Source organism: Desmospora activa DSM 45169 (genome assembly GCF_003046315.1).
Taxonomy (GTDB): Bacteria; Bacillota; Bacilli; order Thermoactinomycetales; family DSM-45169; genus Desmospora; species Desmospora activa.
Genome location: NZ_PZZP01000002.1, coordinates 208,380 through 223,126, shown reverse-complemented (window position 1 = coordinate 223,126; position 14,747 = coordinate 208,380). Strand labels below are relative to the sequence as shown.

The window sequence follows — 14,747 nt, the reverse complement described above, 5'->3', positions numbered from 1 at the left end:
GGAGGAAATAAAAATGACCATCATCCAAGACGTTTTTGCGCGGGAAGTGTTGGACTCTCGAGGCAATCCCACCGTTGAAGTGGAAGTGATCCTGCTATCCGGTGCTATAGGCCGGGCGATCGTCCCTTCCGGTGCATCCACTGGTGCGCATGAAGCGGTGGAGCTGCGGGATGAGGACAAAGAGCGTTATCTGGGTAAAGGCGTATTAAAAGCGGTTCAAAATGTAAATGAAGCGATCGCCCCTCAGTTGGAGGGAATGGACGCATTGGACCAAGTGGGGATTGATCAGACTCTGATCGAGCTAGATGGAACCCCGAATAAAGGAAACTTAGGCGCCAACGCCATTTTAGGCGTTTCCATGGCTGTTGCCCGGGCGGCGGCAGAAGCCCTCAATATTCCTTTGTACACCTACTTGGGCGGAGTTAACTCCAAAACATTGCCCGTTCCCATGATGAACATCCTCAACGGCGGGGAGCATGCCGATAACAACGTCGACATCCAGGAATTTATGGTGATGCCGGTAGGCGCTTCCGATTTTCGTGAAGGGCTGCGGATGGGAACGGAAGTATTCCACAGCTTAAAAGCGGTGCTAAAAGAAAAAGGCTTATCCACCTCCGTCGGTGATGAAGGCGGCTTCGCTCCGGATCTCTCCTCCAACGAAGAAGCGCTATCCACCATTGTGACGGCGATTGAGCGGGCCGGATACAAACCGGGCGAGGATATTAAACTGGCCTTAGATGTCGCCGCAACAGAACTGTATCGTGATGGTTCCTACCGTTTGGAAGGGGAAGGCGTCACCAAATCATCTGCGGAAATGGTTTCGTATTATGAAGAATTGGTGCAGAAATACCCCATTATCTCGATTGAGGATGGGTTGTCGGAAGATGATTGGGACGGCTGGAAGCTGTTGACGGAGCGCTTGGGTGACCATGTGCAGCTGGTGGGAGACGATCTGTTTGTCACCAATACCGCTCGTCTCTCCGATGGGATCAGCAAAGGAGTCGGTAACTCCATTCTCGTCAAAGTGAATCAGATCGGAACCTTGACCGAAACCTTCGATGCAGTGGAAATGGCGAAAAAAGCGGGTTACACCGCTGTGATTTCCCATCGTTCCGGCGAAACGGAAGATACCACCATCGCTGATATCGCTGTTGCCACCGGCGCTGGCCAAATCAAGACCGGAGCCCCCTCCCGTACGGATCGCGTCGCCAAATACAATCAATTGTTGCGTATCGAGGAAGAGCTGGGTCAATCAGCTCAATACCCCGGTGTAAAAACCTTCTACAACTTGCAGGGATAAGCGATAGCAGCCGGACCGCCGATTTTGGTCGGTTTGAGGCTTTTCATAAACCCATTTTGGGGAGGCGGAGGTCGAAGTTTCGTTTCCGTTTCCCTTCGGGTGGTCCTCCCGCGGATGTAGAGATTTCCGCTTCGTGTCCTCCGGTCCCGATCAGCAGCCAAAGAAAAAAGCATGTGGCCGCAAACGGTCGAGACCTTCGGACACTCCGCTGGATTGTCGGACCCAATGTCGTTTCAATGGAAACCGACCCACCTTTCAAATGTATGGGTTTTGTCACCATTCTGCCGCCGGCTTTCGTCGGCGGTTTTTATCCTTTAAGCGACATATCCACTTTTTTCTTGATCATGAAGATGAGTTATGGTAGAGTAACATTTGTGAAATTGTCATCTTGCACCCTTTAACATAAAATCTAAAACGGCCCTACTAATTAAAGTTACCCTTATCCTTGATGGAGGTGATTGCTGTTATGCAAATCGCCGTAGATATTATGCTTGCGATTGTGAGTTTGGGACTGATCGTTGTCGTATTGTTACAAACGGGTCGCAGTGCCGGTTTGTCCGGAGCGATCGGCGGTGGTGCCGAGCAATTGATGGGCAAAACGAAGGCCCGTGGCATTGACGCCCTGCTAAACAAGATCACCGTTGCATTGGCCGTTTTGTTTATGATTCTCACGCTTTGGGCCGGTTATTTTATCTGATTGATCCTATAACCATGATGGAAAATGCATATCGGATACCGATATCCTCCGTGTTTCGTGGCGATGGAGCCGTGGATACACGGACGTACCTTTGCAAACACAAAGAACAGCGGGGGAAGCCCGGCTGTTTTTTTATGTGTTTCAAGATCATGAAAGGGGCACGAAGATGAAGGGGTATTTGTTGTTACATGGGTTTGCCGGTTCCCCGGATGACTTTGGAGAATTGCCGCTTCAGATGAAGGCCGAAGGCGGTTGGGTACGGTGTCCGGTATTGGCGGGACATCAAGGGGGCAGGAAACCAATGCGTGATGCGACCTGGGAAAATTGGGTAGGCAGCGCTGAAAGCCACTTATCGGAGTTAAACCGAATCAGTTCCGATATTACTGTGATCGGTTTTTCGATGGGAGCGTTGATTGCAGCGATGCTGTCTGAGCGGCATGACTGCATTAAACGTTTGGTCTTAATTTCTCCCCTTGTCTTTCCTAACCCGCCGGAGTTGATTTCCGGGGTGGCGGGTGCGGTAAAAAGGCGCATGAGGACAAATGCATCTTCCGGCTCCCATTTGCGTGAATATTTACGCCGCTTCTCTCAGGCTCCGGTCCGTTCGATCAATGAGATTCACCAACTCTTGCGTGTAGCCAAACCGGTTTATAGCCGCATCAACAAACCGACTTTGCTGATCCAAGGGGGGAAAGATGATATTGCTCACCCCAAAGGAGCGCAAGAAATATACAATCAGATTGCATCCCAGGAGAAAAAGTTGGTGATTCTCCATCAATCTCGTCACATCATCTGTACGGGGCCAGAACAGGAGCGGGTTTTTCAGGAAATAACCGCATTCTTATCATTTATGGAACCAAAGGAGTAGCAAATCTTCCTCATTCAGTCCATTTTGGATCGACATTTCGGTGGTTTGTTTTCAAACCCCTCTGTGATAACCTTAAGGCAATCCATTTACCGTTGGGTGATTACCGGCATAAGCTTTCGTACACACTGAAAGTAGCGTCCCTTTTGTTTATGGGATTGCCGATATTGGAGGCCAAGCATCATGAAGATTCAGCGCCGTTCCCCCGAACCTTTTTTTTATCCGGGCAGCACCACGGGGATTTTATTGATCCACGGTTTTACCGGCACGCCATCGGAGTTACGTCCATTGGGGGAGGCCTTGAGACAACAGGGGTATACGGTACATGCGCCGCTGTTGCCGGGGCACGGTACAACGCCAGAAGAACTGGCAAACACGACTTGGCCCGATTGGTGGAATGCGGTGCGGGATGCGTATCAGCGATTACGGGCAGAAGGATGTGAGCGAGTGGTGGCAGTGGGACTTTCTATGGGTGGAATATTGGCGCTCAACCTAGCTCGGGAGGAAAAATTGGACGGAGTGACGTCGCTGAGCGCTCCCATCTGGCTCCAGGATAAGCGCGCCTCATTTGCCGGTACTGTGCGCTGGGTGATGCCCTATCACAAGCGTGGCGGAGAAAAGCCGCCCCATATTGAACAACATATCGTCCCTTATGATCGCACCCCTTTGAAAAGCATTGCCAACTTGATTCAGCTAATCCGTTATATGCGCAAGCGATTGCATGAAGTGAAAGTGCCTGCTTTGATCGTGCAGGGGAAGCAAGATGAAACCGTGATCCCTCGCAGCGCTTCTTTCATTTATGAGACGATTGCCTCTGCGGACAAGGAAATCCATTGGTATGAGAAGTCTAGCCATATCATCACCCTTGACAAGGAGCGGGAGCGGTTATTTCAGGATATCCATAACTTTGTTAGCCGGGTGATTGCAACGGGTAAGAGGGGTGTTTCTAAAGAAGGAAAGGAGTTTACCTGTGATTGACGAGAAAGAACTGATTGATTTTATGCTGAAAAAAGCGTATAAACCATTGACAGTGGAGGAGTTGCTACAAACCTTCCAATTGGAATGGTCCTCTGAGCAGGATGTGTTTAAAGCGCTTCTGCGCCGCTTGGAGGAAGAGGGGAAGGTCGTTAAAACACGTACCGACCGCTATGGCGTTCCGGAGCGGCTCAACCTAGTGCGGGGGCGGTTGCAGGGCAATGCCAAAGGGTTTGGTTTTGTCATCCCTGATGTGGGTATGCCCTATGATTTTGATGTCTTTATCCATGGCAATGATATGAATGGCGCCATGGATTCGGATACGGTTCTGGCCCGCATTCATCATCATAAAAAGGATGGGCGCCGTCCGGAAGGGGAAGTGGTGCGTATCGTAAAACGGGGTCGCACCCAAGTTGTTGGCACCTATACCGATTCTAAGCATTACGGATTTGTGGTAGCCGATGATAAGCGCCTACCCAATGATATCTTTATCCCCAAAGAGGCAAAGGGTGAAGCGGAAGAAGGGGATAAAGTAGTGGTGGAGATCGTCCAATATCCCCAAGATCGCAAAAGTGCAGAAGGAAAAGTGCTGGAGGTTTTGGGCCACAAAGACGATCCCGGAGTGGATATCCTGTCCGTGATTCGTAAATACCATCTGCCTGAGTCGTTTCCTTCGGATGTGTTGGCGGAAGCGGAAGCGGTGCCGGACGCCATCACCGAAGAGGAGATCAAAAATCGGCGCGATCTGCGCCAGCGGCGTATGGTTACCATCGATGGGGAAGATGCCAAAGATCTGGATGACGCCGTCTCGGTGGAGCGATTGGAAAACGGCAATGTTCGCCTTGGGGTTCATATTGCCGATGTCAGTTATTATGTTAAAGCAGGCAGTGTCCTTGACCGGGAAGCGTATGAGCGGGGCACTAGTGTCTACCTGGTGGATCGTGTCATTCCCATGTTGCCGCAACGTCTCTCCAACGGCATCTGTAGCCTTAATCCTCACGTGGACCGGCTTACCCTCACCTGCGATATGGAGATGGACGGAAAAGGAAATGTGGTGCGGCATGACATTTATCCCAGCGTAATCCGTACCGATGAGCGAATGACCTACAGCGATGTAAAAAAGATCCTGCTGGATGAGGATCAAGCCTTGATTGAACGCTACCAACCTTTGGTGGAGGATTTCCGCTTGATGGGTGAGTTGTCGGAGATTTTACGGCAACGCCGTTTCCACCGTGGCGCGATCGATTTTGATTTTGCCGAGGCTAAAATTATCGTCGATGAGCATGGTAAGCCGATTGATATTGTTAAACGGCCTCGCACCGTCGCCGAGATGTTGATCGAAGAGTTTATGCTGGCTGCCAATGAAACCGTCTCCGAACATTTTTACAAGGCGAAACTTCCCTTTTTATATCGGATCCATGAACATCCCGATCCCGATAAGCTACAAACCTTTTTTGAGTTTATCACCCTGTTTGGCTATACGGCCAAAGGGAGTGCAAGGGATATTAAACCCCGAGTCCTCCAGCGTTTGCTGGAAAAAGTAAAGGGAAAACCGGAAGAGACGGTGATCAGCACCGTGATGTTGCGTTCGATGCAACAGGCGCGCTATTCCCCTGATTGCCTTGGGCACTTTGGCTTAGCTGCTCCGTTTTATTCCCATTTTACTTCTCCGATCCGTCGCTATCCCGATTTGGTTATTCATCGCATCATTCGGGAAACCTTTGAGAAAGGGGAAGAAATGCCCCATGACCGCAAATCGGAGTGGAACGAGTGGCTGCCCGATGCGGCCAAACATTCCTCGGAACGGGAACGGTTGGCCATCGATGCAGAGCGGGAAACCAATGATCTCAAAAAAGCGGAGTTTATGCAGGACAAAGTAGGGGAAACCTTTGCGGGGATTATCAGCAGTGTGACCTCCTTCGGCATGTTTGTCGAGTTGGATAACACCGTCGAGGGTATGGTACATGTCAGCTATATGACCGACGATTATTATCATTTTGATGAAGCTACCTATTCCATGTCCGGTGAGCGTACCGGGAAGCGATACAGTATCGGTGACGAGGTCACAATTAAGATTACAGGCGTTCACCTGGATGAACGTAAAGTTGATTTTGAACTGGTGGAAGAGGATGGTGCAAAAAAACCGGTCCGAAGCCGCCGCCGTCGTAAAGCCGTTTCCGCGAAGGCAAATGAGGCGAAGAGCGAAAAGGCACCTGTGCGCCGAAAAGCGAAAGCGACCGACGGCAAAGAAGGAAAGTCCAAACGGAAGCCAAGAAAAAGGCGCAATAAAAGGAAGTAAAAATATAATTGACCTCATCCCCCGTTTGTTGGTATAGTAAAAGGTGCTTATCTTTCAACAAACGGGGGTGAGCCGATGTCCGGCAAAAAAGGTGTCAAAGTGATGGCACGCAATAAAAAAGCCCTGCATGAGTACCATGTCGAGGATACATTTGAGGCCGGCATCGTGCTCACAGGGACGGAGATTAAATCGATCCGGCAAGGACGGGTCAATTTAAAAGATAGCTACGCCCAGATTAACAAAGGGGAAGTGTTTCTGCTCAATATGCATATCAGCCCCTTTGAGCAAGGGAACCGCTTTAATCACGATCCCACCCGTACGCGCAAGCTGCTTCTACACAAACGGGAGATTTCCAAGCTGATCGGCTTAACCCAACAAAAAGGTTATACCTTGGTGCCCTTGGATCTCCATCTGAAAAACGGCTTTGCCAAGATTCAACTGGCGCTGGCCAAAGGGAAAAAGCTGCATGACAAGCGGCAGGCCGTCGCCAAACGGGATGCAGACCGGGAAATCCGCCGCCAACTAAAAGAACGGATGCGTGGTTGATAGGAATGTTTCTTCATCTAACTTTACTTTACTTAGGCCACGAGGGATAGCTGAATTTGCCTGCTATAGGATTTTGCTTAGCCGGTGAAAACGGGTACACTCCGCATGAGAGCTTGACGTATGAAGCCACTAACCCCTGGTGAACGATTCTGTGGGAAGGCGGGCTTAGGCAGAAGTTGTAGGGTTTAGCTCTACCACAACGCACTTTAGCCACCGCTGTCCCACTGGCCTTGGCTATGACTGTCGTCTCGTGGCATAGTAACAAAATTTCCTGTTTACTTCTCGTTCCCATTTTGGTATAATAATTTTCGTTGACGCTTATAATATCTTGTCAATCCTGGGGGCGTTTTGGGATTCGACGGAGACAGTTCGAGCGTTAGTAGCGAGCCGTGGGGCTGCGTCCTTCGTTAAAAACGCGGATTGCCTAAATGTAACTGGCAAACAAGAAAACTACGCTCTGGCTGCTTAATAAAGCTGGCCAGGATCCGGCTCTCCATCGCCCGTGTGGCGGGTTTGGGTCTCAACTATTAGCGGGCTAGCCGATCGACCTGCCGTCGACCGTGAGGCGAACTTTAGATGGCTAGTTCTCCGGAACGCCTGTCACCGGGCAGTCCGATGAACGAATTCTCAATACGGTGACTGCGCTCGGAGAATCTGGCGTGGCGATGTCTTCGGACAGCGGTTCGACTCCGCTCGCCTCCACCAAACAAAAACATACCCGCGCTGATGTAGCTCAGTTGGCAGACCGAATGTCATAAAAGAAGTATGTAATGCTTTACGCTGGTGTAGCTCAGGGGTAGAGCAACGCACTCGTAATGCGTAGGTCGGGGGTTCAATTCCCTTCACCAGCACCATTTACGTATAAAGAAGAACGGAGATTCCTCTGTTCTTCTTTATTTATATTCGATATTGACTTCAATATCCGGTCGTTGTCTGGGGCTGTCTTTGTAGGCGTTTAACGTCATTTCCCGAATGATTTCTTGTACCATTGTTTTTTGTTCCCCAACGCTTAGCGATCTGTATATGCTTTGGAACTCCGTAAGCATTCTGTTAAGTTCCTCTCGATATTGAATGTCTTCATCACCGGGTATTACGATTTCATTTAATGTTGCTTTGATATTCCGTTCGTCTAGAGCCATTTCTTGCGTACGTTCAACATAATCCTCTTTTGATATCAGATCATCTACATACATCATTTGGAATTTGCGTTTTCTTGTCTGTATTTTCTCCAATTCTTTCTTCAATTCTTTAACCCGGTTCACCATCTTTTCTTTTTCTTCAGTGTTCTCGATCTGTCTTTCAACCTCATCAATATCCTTTTTGTCATATTTCCCCCTACATCAAAATGACTCACTACTTTCTTGAAAAGATACCCTGGTGGACGTGAAATATGAGGTGGGGGAGAAGCCGGAAGGTTTGGTCGTTTAAATCCTTCTTCTAAAGATGATTGAGGTGATTTTGGGGGTACATTTTTTCTCATTGCAAGCATTGTCTGGATTATATTAGGATATTACACAATTCGGAGTGTGTGGAAGAAAGATTGGGGTTCCTTAAAGGCGTTAGGGTGGGTTCATTTGTTTTTTCAGCCCATATTTGTTATTGTGACGGTCTTATCTTTTAATAATTATTTGCTCGTCACCCATGATGAAATCGTAAGTTCCGATTTTTTGCAGTGGAGTTCAAGCAGTGTTTCCCTGGATCAGGTAGAAAAGGTAACGCTTGAGTTTCGGCCGCGTCATAAAGGGGACGATTATAAGTATTACACGTTGCATTTCAACGATGGTAGCTCCAAAGAGATTTGGTATAACGCTATTATCGAGGATGAGGCCCTGGAAACGGTGGATCGGTTGATCCGAGAGCGTGGGATTTCAAGGGAAGTGTTAAGTGCCCCTACCAATCTGCACGAGCGCTCCGCGTTGGAGCAGAAAATGTACTCGCAGTGAGATTCCATTCGATGGATCACCGAAGCAAATAAGGGAAAAATGGCGGGTATCCTTTTCCAGTCGAGGATCGTCCAATTCATCGGGGTAGTTTTCGCCACCTAAACATAGGGATCCAGCTCCCTTCAAATTGAAGCAGAGCTGACTTAGATGGAACCCATCAACTTGGCATAGATGGCGATATACGGTTGGCCAATCCGATTGTAGAATGATTTCGCTTCTGGTTCGTATAAAGAAAGTATCCAATCACAGTCATAGCGGTTTATTTGACTCACTCCTCCGCTGTCATCTCGTATGCACTGAACACACCTGCCCTTTAGGGGTAATGATGGCGTCGTTTATCAGCAGTGCAACTTTCTTGGAGGGTTGAGTTTCGATGCATCTGAGCAAGGGTTCAAAAACATCCATAGTTCATCCCTTAAAGGGGAGCCTTTTGGTTCGCAGGTACATAATCTTCCGCTAACAGGCCAAAAGCCAAATGGTCTTCCCACTTGCCGTTAATGTAGGCATCTTTGCGGCAGTGTCCTTCTTTCTGGAAGCCCAGTTTTTCAATTACCCGTATTGAGCCGATGTTTTTCGGCATAATCCTGGCCTCGATCCGATGTAACTGTAATTCCTCAAAAGCGACTTTTACCGCTAACCGGACGGCCTCGGTTGTATAGCCTTTGCCGTTCTGAGCTTGATCCAAGTAATAACCGAGACTGCAACTCTGTAGGCTACCGCGAGCAACTCCCGCCAGTATCACTTTGCCAATCAACTGCTCCGTCTCTTTCAGAAAAACGCCAAATATATATTTTTGATCTTGTTCCGATTGCTGTTGTGCATCGACGATTATTTTACGTTGATGTTCGATGGTGTAATACGATTCATCAACGGTATACAGGTAATGCTTAAAAAAGTCTCTATTTCGTAATTCCAGCTCAAGCAGTTCTGCTGAATCGGATTCATTTAAATAACGAAGAACAATATTTTCTCCTTCTATTCTCATCAAGTGCCACCCTTTATCTTGGAATTGTGGAACAATTACGATGTTAGCGTGATGGAAATGGGTTGATGGTGAAGAAAACTAGGCTAATTTTAGCACTTAGTTTAGTTTCAAGCAAGAAGTGACATTTCTTCTCAACTAGGGGTACCCAAGGCTTGTTCAGTGGTGAAGCCAGCTCTCCAATTATGAACTCCTTATTGTTGGGGTATAACCATTTGACGTCATCGATTTTTAAAGAATAGCGAGCCAAAGAAGCGAGCGATTTTCCGTCCAATACGATTTGCAAGGCGGAAATAGGAGTAAAAGGTGGAATCGATGTAGATCAATTATAGTAAGATTTGAAATCAAGGGGCAGATAGGATAAACTATCAGCAACTCAAACGGAATGGAGGTAACCGATCATCATGAAAATGGCCGTGTTCTTGACAGTGATTCAGTGAAATCAAGCTGAATACGTCGATACAAAATGAGGGTTTGGTTGGAAAATCGGTGTCTAGCCCGGTTTATTTCCGTATACCTTCGTTTATGTATCCATCTGTCATGAACAATTAAACGGTCAATCGGTTGCTTCTAAAAATTAAGGTATTTGGGGTTGTGGCGACAAGTTTGTCATCAACCGCAACAATGTGTAGCCTTGATTTTTGATAAAAAAACCGTGGATGGACGTTGTTCATTTGCGGTTTTTTTGTGTTTTCAACCGGTTTTCCGATATGAATCGGAGGAAACCAGGATGAATTACACCTATATGGCTACTGTTCTCCCAGGGTTGGAGGAAGTGTTAGTGGATGAGATAAAGATTAAGCTCCCCGATGTGCAGCGATTAACCACAACCCGAGGTAAAGTCTTTTTTGAGTCTCCATTGCCGTGGGAGTTCCATTTGCAATTAAGGACGGTCGATAATCTGTACCAACTTATCGGCCGGTTTTTCGTCGGATCCCATAAACGTCATTTACCGCAATTGGAAAAGCAAATCGCAGCTTTTGATCTCTCATTTGTCAAATCGATCGGACGACCGGAAGATGGATACGTTGTCAATGCCAGTCGCAAAGGGAAGCAGACATATAGTCGGTTTGAGGCAGCGGAAGCCGCTATGCAGGGGATTGCCAAGCGTTATCCCGGATGGGTCAGAGGAACCGCCCAAAATCATGCGCTGGAATTTCGGCTGGATCTTGATGGGGAAGAAGCAGTATTTTCCCTCCGGTTGACGAATTCAACCTTTCGCTTTCGTGGCAGCAACCGTTTCTTCTCCCAGGCCGCTCTTCGCCCTACGATCGCCCATGCCCTCGTCTGGTGCTCGTCACCGGAGGATAGGGACGTTTTTGTTGACCCCTGCTGTGGATCCGGTACAATCCTGTACGAACGACTCGCTTACCCCTTTGTTCAAATGAGGGGAGGGGATCTTTCCGATGATGCGATTCAATCCGCCAAGGCGAATCTAAAAGCGTCATCCCATTCGGTTGTGCAGAGATGGGATGCCAGACAATTGCCGTTGGACAGCGGTTCTGTGGATAAGTTTGTGAGCAATTTGCCCTTTGGTCGCCAAATCGGAAGCCGTGCGCAATTGGGGAACCTGTATGGTCAATTGGTTCAAGAAATGGCCAGGGTGCTAAAGCCCGGCGGAAGAGCGATTCTGTTGGTGGAAGACGGATCATCGCTCGTCCGGGCTGCGGATCGATGTTCCATCCATTGCTGTGAGTTGATGCAGTTAAGTTTAAAAGGGTTAAGGCCGACGATATATCAACTAAACAAATAATAAAAAAGCCATTCCACCAGCGGCGGAATGGCTTTTTTGGCGCGGGGATTAATCCCTGACTTTGTGTTCCATCCATACATTAGGTTCAATATGGATGCCTTCATTTTGCGCAAGATCGATTTCAACCGGTGTCAGGGCTCCGGGGACGACATAGGTGCCGTCGCTCAAAAATTTCATCCCTGTCCACTCTTCCCACTGCTGAATCGTTCCACGGACTACGGCTGCCTGCGGCATGATTTTTAAGATTTTTGCCTGTAACCGCTCATGAACCCGCATCCATGGGTCGTACAGCAAACCGTCATCGCGTCGCCACTGGATGTAATCCTCTATCGCTACAAGCGGATACCGTTCCTTATGATTGGGGCGGACCGGGACGATCAGAGAAGAAAGCCCTTGTTGAAGGGCAATGTTGCGCATTGCCAGCAAGACATCGCGACTAATCCCTCTTCCCTGATGTTCATCCACAACCAGACCTGCGGTGGCACATAGTACATTGGGCGTTTCCCGCTCGCCGGTGTCCAAAATCCGTTCAAAACTGTCGGGTAGATCATCGATGCTACCATTCCAGGCTAATGGTACGGTGACACCGCCGCCCACCATTTCTTCCCCTTCAAATAGTGCAAATTGACATTCCGGATATCGTTCCATGATGGGATCCCAATTTTGGCTGATATCCCGATCCCCTTCAAATAAAAATCGGGGAAAGGAGATCCGTGACAATTGATTGATCGCTGCAAGCAACTCAGGTTTTTCCGCAGCCGTATAAACCGTAAAGCGAAGCGATGGTTCAGGCATTGGCCACACCCTCTTCCGTTTGCTTTTTTGAAAGCTTTTGCACGCTTTTACCCACTAAGAAATGGAGGAGCGCCGCTACCAAGAATGCATCGAGCCCGGGTGCACCGGTTATGGTAAACAGTTCGAAGCCTCCTTCAACGGTTGGCATGGTAACCAACCCAACGATGGCAGCTGCGATCCAAGAAAACATCGATGTCCAGTAGATGGGGGCCACTTGTTTATTTTGGATAAAGGCGAATAAAAAGCGCGTCCGATTGAGCAGGAAAAATTCCACTAAGTAGATGGCAGCGACAGGTGCAAACACCACCGCCAAAATTCCGACAAACTGTACTAAGGAATCGACGAACTTCAGGTAGGTTAACAGGGTCCCGAATAATCCGATCCCTAACGTGAGCATAAACTTAGGCACGGAGCGGAAGATATTGGACATCGATAACCCACCGGAGTATAGTAGGTTATCGTTGGTCGTCCATTGGGCCAGGATTAGGATTACAGCGGCCCAAGCTCCCCAGCCGACGCCGATCATCACTTGAATCACATCATCGGATCCGGTAATCCGCGCCATGATCACAGCAGCGCTCATCATCATGCTGTTACCGATGAGAAGGCCGAAGAAGCCGGAAAGGAAAGCCGCTTTTTTTGATTTGGCCCAGCGAGCGATATCGGGCGAGACGACACAAATACCGATCCAACTTCCCACCACGAGGGAAATGGCGGAACCCATCGTAATCACCATACCGCTTTCCGGTCCGATGAACAGCCATTGGTCGGAGGAGTGTGCCGCGATTTTCCCGATGAGTCCACTGAGGAGAAATAGCATCAAGGGAACCGCGACCGAACTGAGTCGTTCAATCACAAAGTAGCCAAAAGTGGCTGTCAGGGTCATCAACAAGGCTCCGATCACCGCCAACCAGTGACCGGAAAACTCTACACCAAACACTGCTTGCAATATGTATTGTGCAGAATCACCGAACAGCCCCGCTTCGATTCCAAAGAACCCCAATAACATAATAAATAGTGCAATTGAGAGGATGCGTGATCCGATCTCTCCAAAAACAAAGCGGGAAATCATGGCGGTAGACAAACCGGTGGATCCTCCGATGTACGACAGGAGTCCTCCGATGATCCCCATAATGAGATTGGCAACCCAAATGGAGATTAAGGCGTCTTTTACGGCCATGCCAGAAGCTAAATAGACACCTAAGGATGCCCCTACCAGATCCGTTCCATAGCCGATCCAGACCAATGCAATCAGGATCCATCCTCTTCGGTCAACCAAAGGAACCGGTTGACGGGGAAAGTCGTCTTTCACAAAAAAACCCGTATTTAAATCTCTCAAATTCCCTCACCACACCTATGAAATAGAATAAAGAATAAAGTAAATATACCTTATTTAAAAGAGATTTGTAAGCGTCTATCGATAGGAATGATGTAAAGTCTGCTGGAATAAGTCAAAAGAAAATGTTTATATTACCTTGCCGGAGACGATGCAGGAAAAACCGGCACCACGGTCCGCTTTTTTGAAAGAGCTCCGCCTAAAGGTGTTGAAAGTGGAATGAGAGGCTATAATTGAAGGCGGATGCGATCCAATAGCCGGGAGAGGTGTTCATGAAGCGAGAGCAAATGTTGGGCGGTTTATATGGTTTGTTGATCGGTGATGCCGTTGGCGTTCCCTATGAATTTCATCCGGCTGCACAACTACCCGCTCTTGAAGAGCTGGAGATGATTCCACCGCAAGATTTTGCACGGTCACACGCTGCCGTTCCACCGGGGACATGGTCGGATGATGGCGCACAAGCACTATGTCTGCTTGAATCTCTGGTGGAGTGTGGTCACTTGGATCTGGCCGATTTTGCCGAACGGATGTGGGGTTGGTATGATCGTGGGTTGTGGGCGGTTGATGGGGTTGTTTTTGATGTGGGGGTGCAAACAGCGGCAGCATTACGGGCTTTTCACTCTGGGGCTTCACCGCAGCAAGCGGGAAACATTACGCCAGAAGGAAAAGGAAACGGTGCGCTGATGCGTGTTCTGCCGTTAGCGCTGTGGCATCGCGGAACCGATGAAGCCCTTGTACGGGACGCCCATACACAATCTTTGGTAACCCATGCCCACCTGACCAATCAGGTGGTGTGTGCGCTCTATTGTTTATGGGCCCGTGAAGTGGCAGCGGGAACGGAGATGGAGGAGGCGTATTCTCAAGCAGTGAATAAGCTGCGAAACATCTACGGTGAGGGCACAGAAGAGCGCCATGAGCTGGAGTGGAGGATTCGCCCCGAGGATGCGCCGAGCAGCAACGGCGGGGGATATGTAGTGGAGACGCTGCGAAGTGTCCGAATTGCAACGAAAGAACCCAATTATGAAAAAGTGATAAAAAAAGCGATCTCCTTAGGAAATGATACGGATACCAATGCTGCCATTGCTGGCGGATTATATGGAATCAAAGTAGGTTTATCCGGTATTCCTCAACGCTGGATGGAAGGCTTACGGGGAAAAGAAATGGTGGAAGACTTGGTACAGAGATGGCTGCACAACATGTGAGCACTACGATTGCAGCCTGGATTCAGAGGGGATGACCAAAACCGATTTCTCTCT

General features: G+C 48.7%; 13 protein-coding genes, 1 tRNA gene and 1 other RNA gene. 11 read left to right on the top strand and 4 right to left on the bottom strand.

Features of this window, described 5'->3' with window-relative positions; all coding sequences use genetic code 11:
* The first annotated feature begins 13 nt into the window (after window positions 1–13).
* The 8 genes from eno (at window position 14) to C8J48_RS14305 (ending at window position 7,536) form a co-directional block, all read left to right on the top strand.
* A complete protein-coding gene (gene eno, locus C8J48_RS14340; RefSeq protein ID WP_107727938.1) occupies window positions 14–1,300 on the top strand; it encodes a phosphopyruvate hydratase in 1,287 nt (428 codons plus the stop codon).
* 466 nt (window positions 1,301–1,766) lie between these two features.
* Window positions 1,767–1,997, top strand: coding sequence for a preprotein translocase subunit SecG (gene secG, locus C8J48_RS14335; protein WP_107727937.1), 231 nt, complete (start codon window positions 1,767–1,769; stop codon window positions 1,995–1,997).
* Window positions 1,998–2,163: 166 nt separating this feature from the next.
* Window positions 2,164–2,865: an alpha/beta hydrolase gene (locus C8J48_RS14330; RefSeq protein WP_146160507.1), complete on the top strand. Its 702-nt coding sequence runs from the start codon at window positions 2,164–2,166 to the stop codon at window positions 2,863–2,865.
* A 180-nt stretch (window positions 2,866–3,045) separates the two neighbouring features.
* Window positions 3,046–3,840, top strand: a complete 795-nt coding sequence (locus C8J48_RS14325) for an alpha/beta hydrolase (RefSeq protein WP_107727935.1) — start codon at window positions 3,046–3,048, stop codon at window positions 3,838–3,840.
* A gap of 22 nt (window positions 3,841–3,862) precedes the next feature.
* On the top strand, window positions 3,863–6,136 hold the full coding sequence (rnr, locus tag C8J48_RS14320; RefSeq protein ID WP_170105629.1) for a ribonuclease R: 2,274 nt from the start codon (window positions 3,863–3,865) through the stop codon (window positions 6,134–6,136).
* A 75-nt stretch (window positions 6,137–6,211) separates the two neighbouring features.
* A complete protein-coding gene (gene smpB / locus C8J48_RS14315) occupies window positions 6,212–6,682 on the top strand; it encodes an SsrA-binding protein SmpB (RefSeq protein WP_107727934.1) in 471 nt (156 codons plus the stop codon).
* Between the two features lie 339 nt (window positions 6,683–7,021).
* Window positions 7,022–7,387: a transfer-messenger RNA gene (gene ssrA, locus C8J48_RS14310) on the top strand.
* A 74-nt stretch (window positions 7,388–7,461) separates the two neighbouring features.
* Window positions 7,462–7,536: transfer RNA gene (locus C8J48_RS14305), tRNA-Thr, on the top strand.
* 39 nt (window positions 7,537–7,575) lie between these two features.
* Here C8J48_RS14305 and C8J48_RS14300 read toward each other — a convergent pair.
* Window positions 7,576–7,944, bottom strand: a complete 369-nt coding sequence (locus C8J48_RS14300; RefSeq protein ID WP_146160506.1) for a hypothetical protein — start codon at window positions 7,942–7,944, stop codon at window positions 7,576–7,578.
* 312 nt (window positions 7,945–8,256) lie between these two features.
* Here C8J48_RS14300 and C8J48_RS14295 point away from each other — a divergent pair, with 312 nt between their 5' ends.
* Window positions 8,257–8,625 carry a hypothetical protein gene (locus C8J48_RS14295; RefSeq protein WP_107727932.1) on the top strand — a complete coding sequence of 123 codons (369 nt, stop codon included), beginning with the start codon at window positions 8,257–8,259 and terminating at the stop codon, window positions 8,623–8,625.
* A gap of 415 nt (window positions 8,626–9,040) precedes the next feature.
* On the opposite strand, the gene C8J48_RS14290 is transcribed toward C8J48_RS14295, so the two are convergent.
* Window positions 9,041–9,610 (bottom strand): GNAT family N-acetyltransferase, encoded by a 570-nt coding sequence (locus C8J48_RS14290; RefSeq protein WP_107727931.1) that lies wholly within the window; start codon window positions 9,608–9,610, stop codon window positions 9,041–9,043.
* 727 nt (window positions 9,611–10,337) lie between these two features.
* Between C8J48_RS14290 and C8J48_RS14285 the strand changes: the two genes are divergently transcribed.
* A complete protein-coding gene (locus tag C8J48_RS14285; protein WP_146160505.1) occupies window positions 10,338–11,360 on the top strand; it encodes a methyltransferase domain-containing protein in 1,023 nt (340 codons plus the stop codon).
* Between the two features lie 48 nt (window positions 11,361–11,408).
* On the opposite strand, the gene C8J48_RS14280 is transcribed toward C8J48_RS14285, so the two are convergent.
* Window positions 11,409–12,155 (bottom strand): hypothetical protein, encoded by a 747-nt coding sequence (locus tag C8J48_RS14280; protein ID WP_107727929.1) that lies wholly within the window; start codon window positions 12,153–12,155, stop codon window positions 11,409–11,411.
* Complete coding sequence (locus C8J48_RS14275) at window positions 12,148–13,494, bottom strand: cytosine permease (protein WP_107727928.1); 1,347 nt, start codon at window positions 13,492–13,494, stop codon at window positions 12,148–12,150. The genes C8J48_RS14280 and C8J48_RS14275 overlap by 8 nt, the downstream gene beginning before the upstream one ends.
* A gap of 269 nt (window positions 13,495–13,763) precedes the next feature.
* Here C8J48_RS14275 and C8J48_RS14270 point away from each other — a divergent pair, with 269 nt between their 5' ends.
* Complete coding sequence (locus C8J48_RS14270) at window positions 13,764–14,693, top strand: ADP-ribosylglycohydrolase family protein (RefSeq protein ID WP_211316654.1); 930 nt, start codon at window positions 13,764–13,766, stop codon at window positions 14,691–14,693.
* Window positions 14,694–14,747: the final 54 nt, after the last annotated feature.

Coding starts and splice junctions, on each gene's coding strand:
- eno (WP_107727938.1), top strand. CDS start 14: ATGACCATCATCCAAGACGTTTTTGCGCGGGAAGTGTTGGACTCTCGA.
- secG (WP_107727937.1), top strand. CDS start 1,767: ATGCAAATCGCCGTAGATATTATGCTTGCGATTGTGAGTTTGGGACTG.
- C8J48_RS14330 (WP_146160507.1), top strand. CDS start 2,164: ATGAAGGGGTATTTGTTGTTACATGGGTTTGCCGGTTCCCCGGATGAC.
- C8J48_RS14325 (WP_107727935.1), top strand. CDS start 3,046: ATGAAGATTCAGCGCCGTTCCCCCGAACCTTTTTTTTATCCGGGCAGC.
- rnr (WP_170105629.1), top strand. CDS start 3,863: ATGCTGAAAAAAGCGTATAAACCATTGACAGTGGAGGAGTTGCTACAA.
- smpB (WP_107727934.1), top strand. CDS start 6,212: ATGTCCGGCAAAAAAGGTGTCAAAGTGATGGCACGCAATAAAAAAGCC.
- C8J48_RS14290 (WP_107727931.1), bottom strand. CDS start 9,610: ATGAGAATAGAAGGAGAAAATATTGTTCTTCGTTATTTAAATGAATCC.
- C8J48_RS14285 (WP_146160505.1), top strand. CDS start 10,338: ATGAATTACACCTATATGGCTACTGTTCTCCCAGGGTTGGAGGAAGTG.
- C8J48_RS14280 (WP_107727929.1), bottom strand. CDS start 12,155: ATGCCTGAACCATCGCTTCGCTTTACGGTTTATACGGCTGCGGAAAAA.
- C8J48_RS14270 (WP_211316654.1), top strand. CDS start 13,764: ATGAAGCGAGAGCAAATGTTGGGCGGTTTATATGGTTTGTTGATCGGT.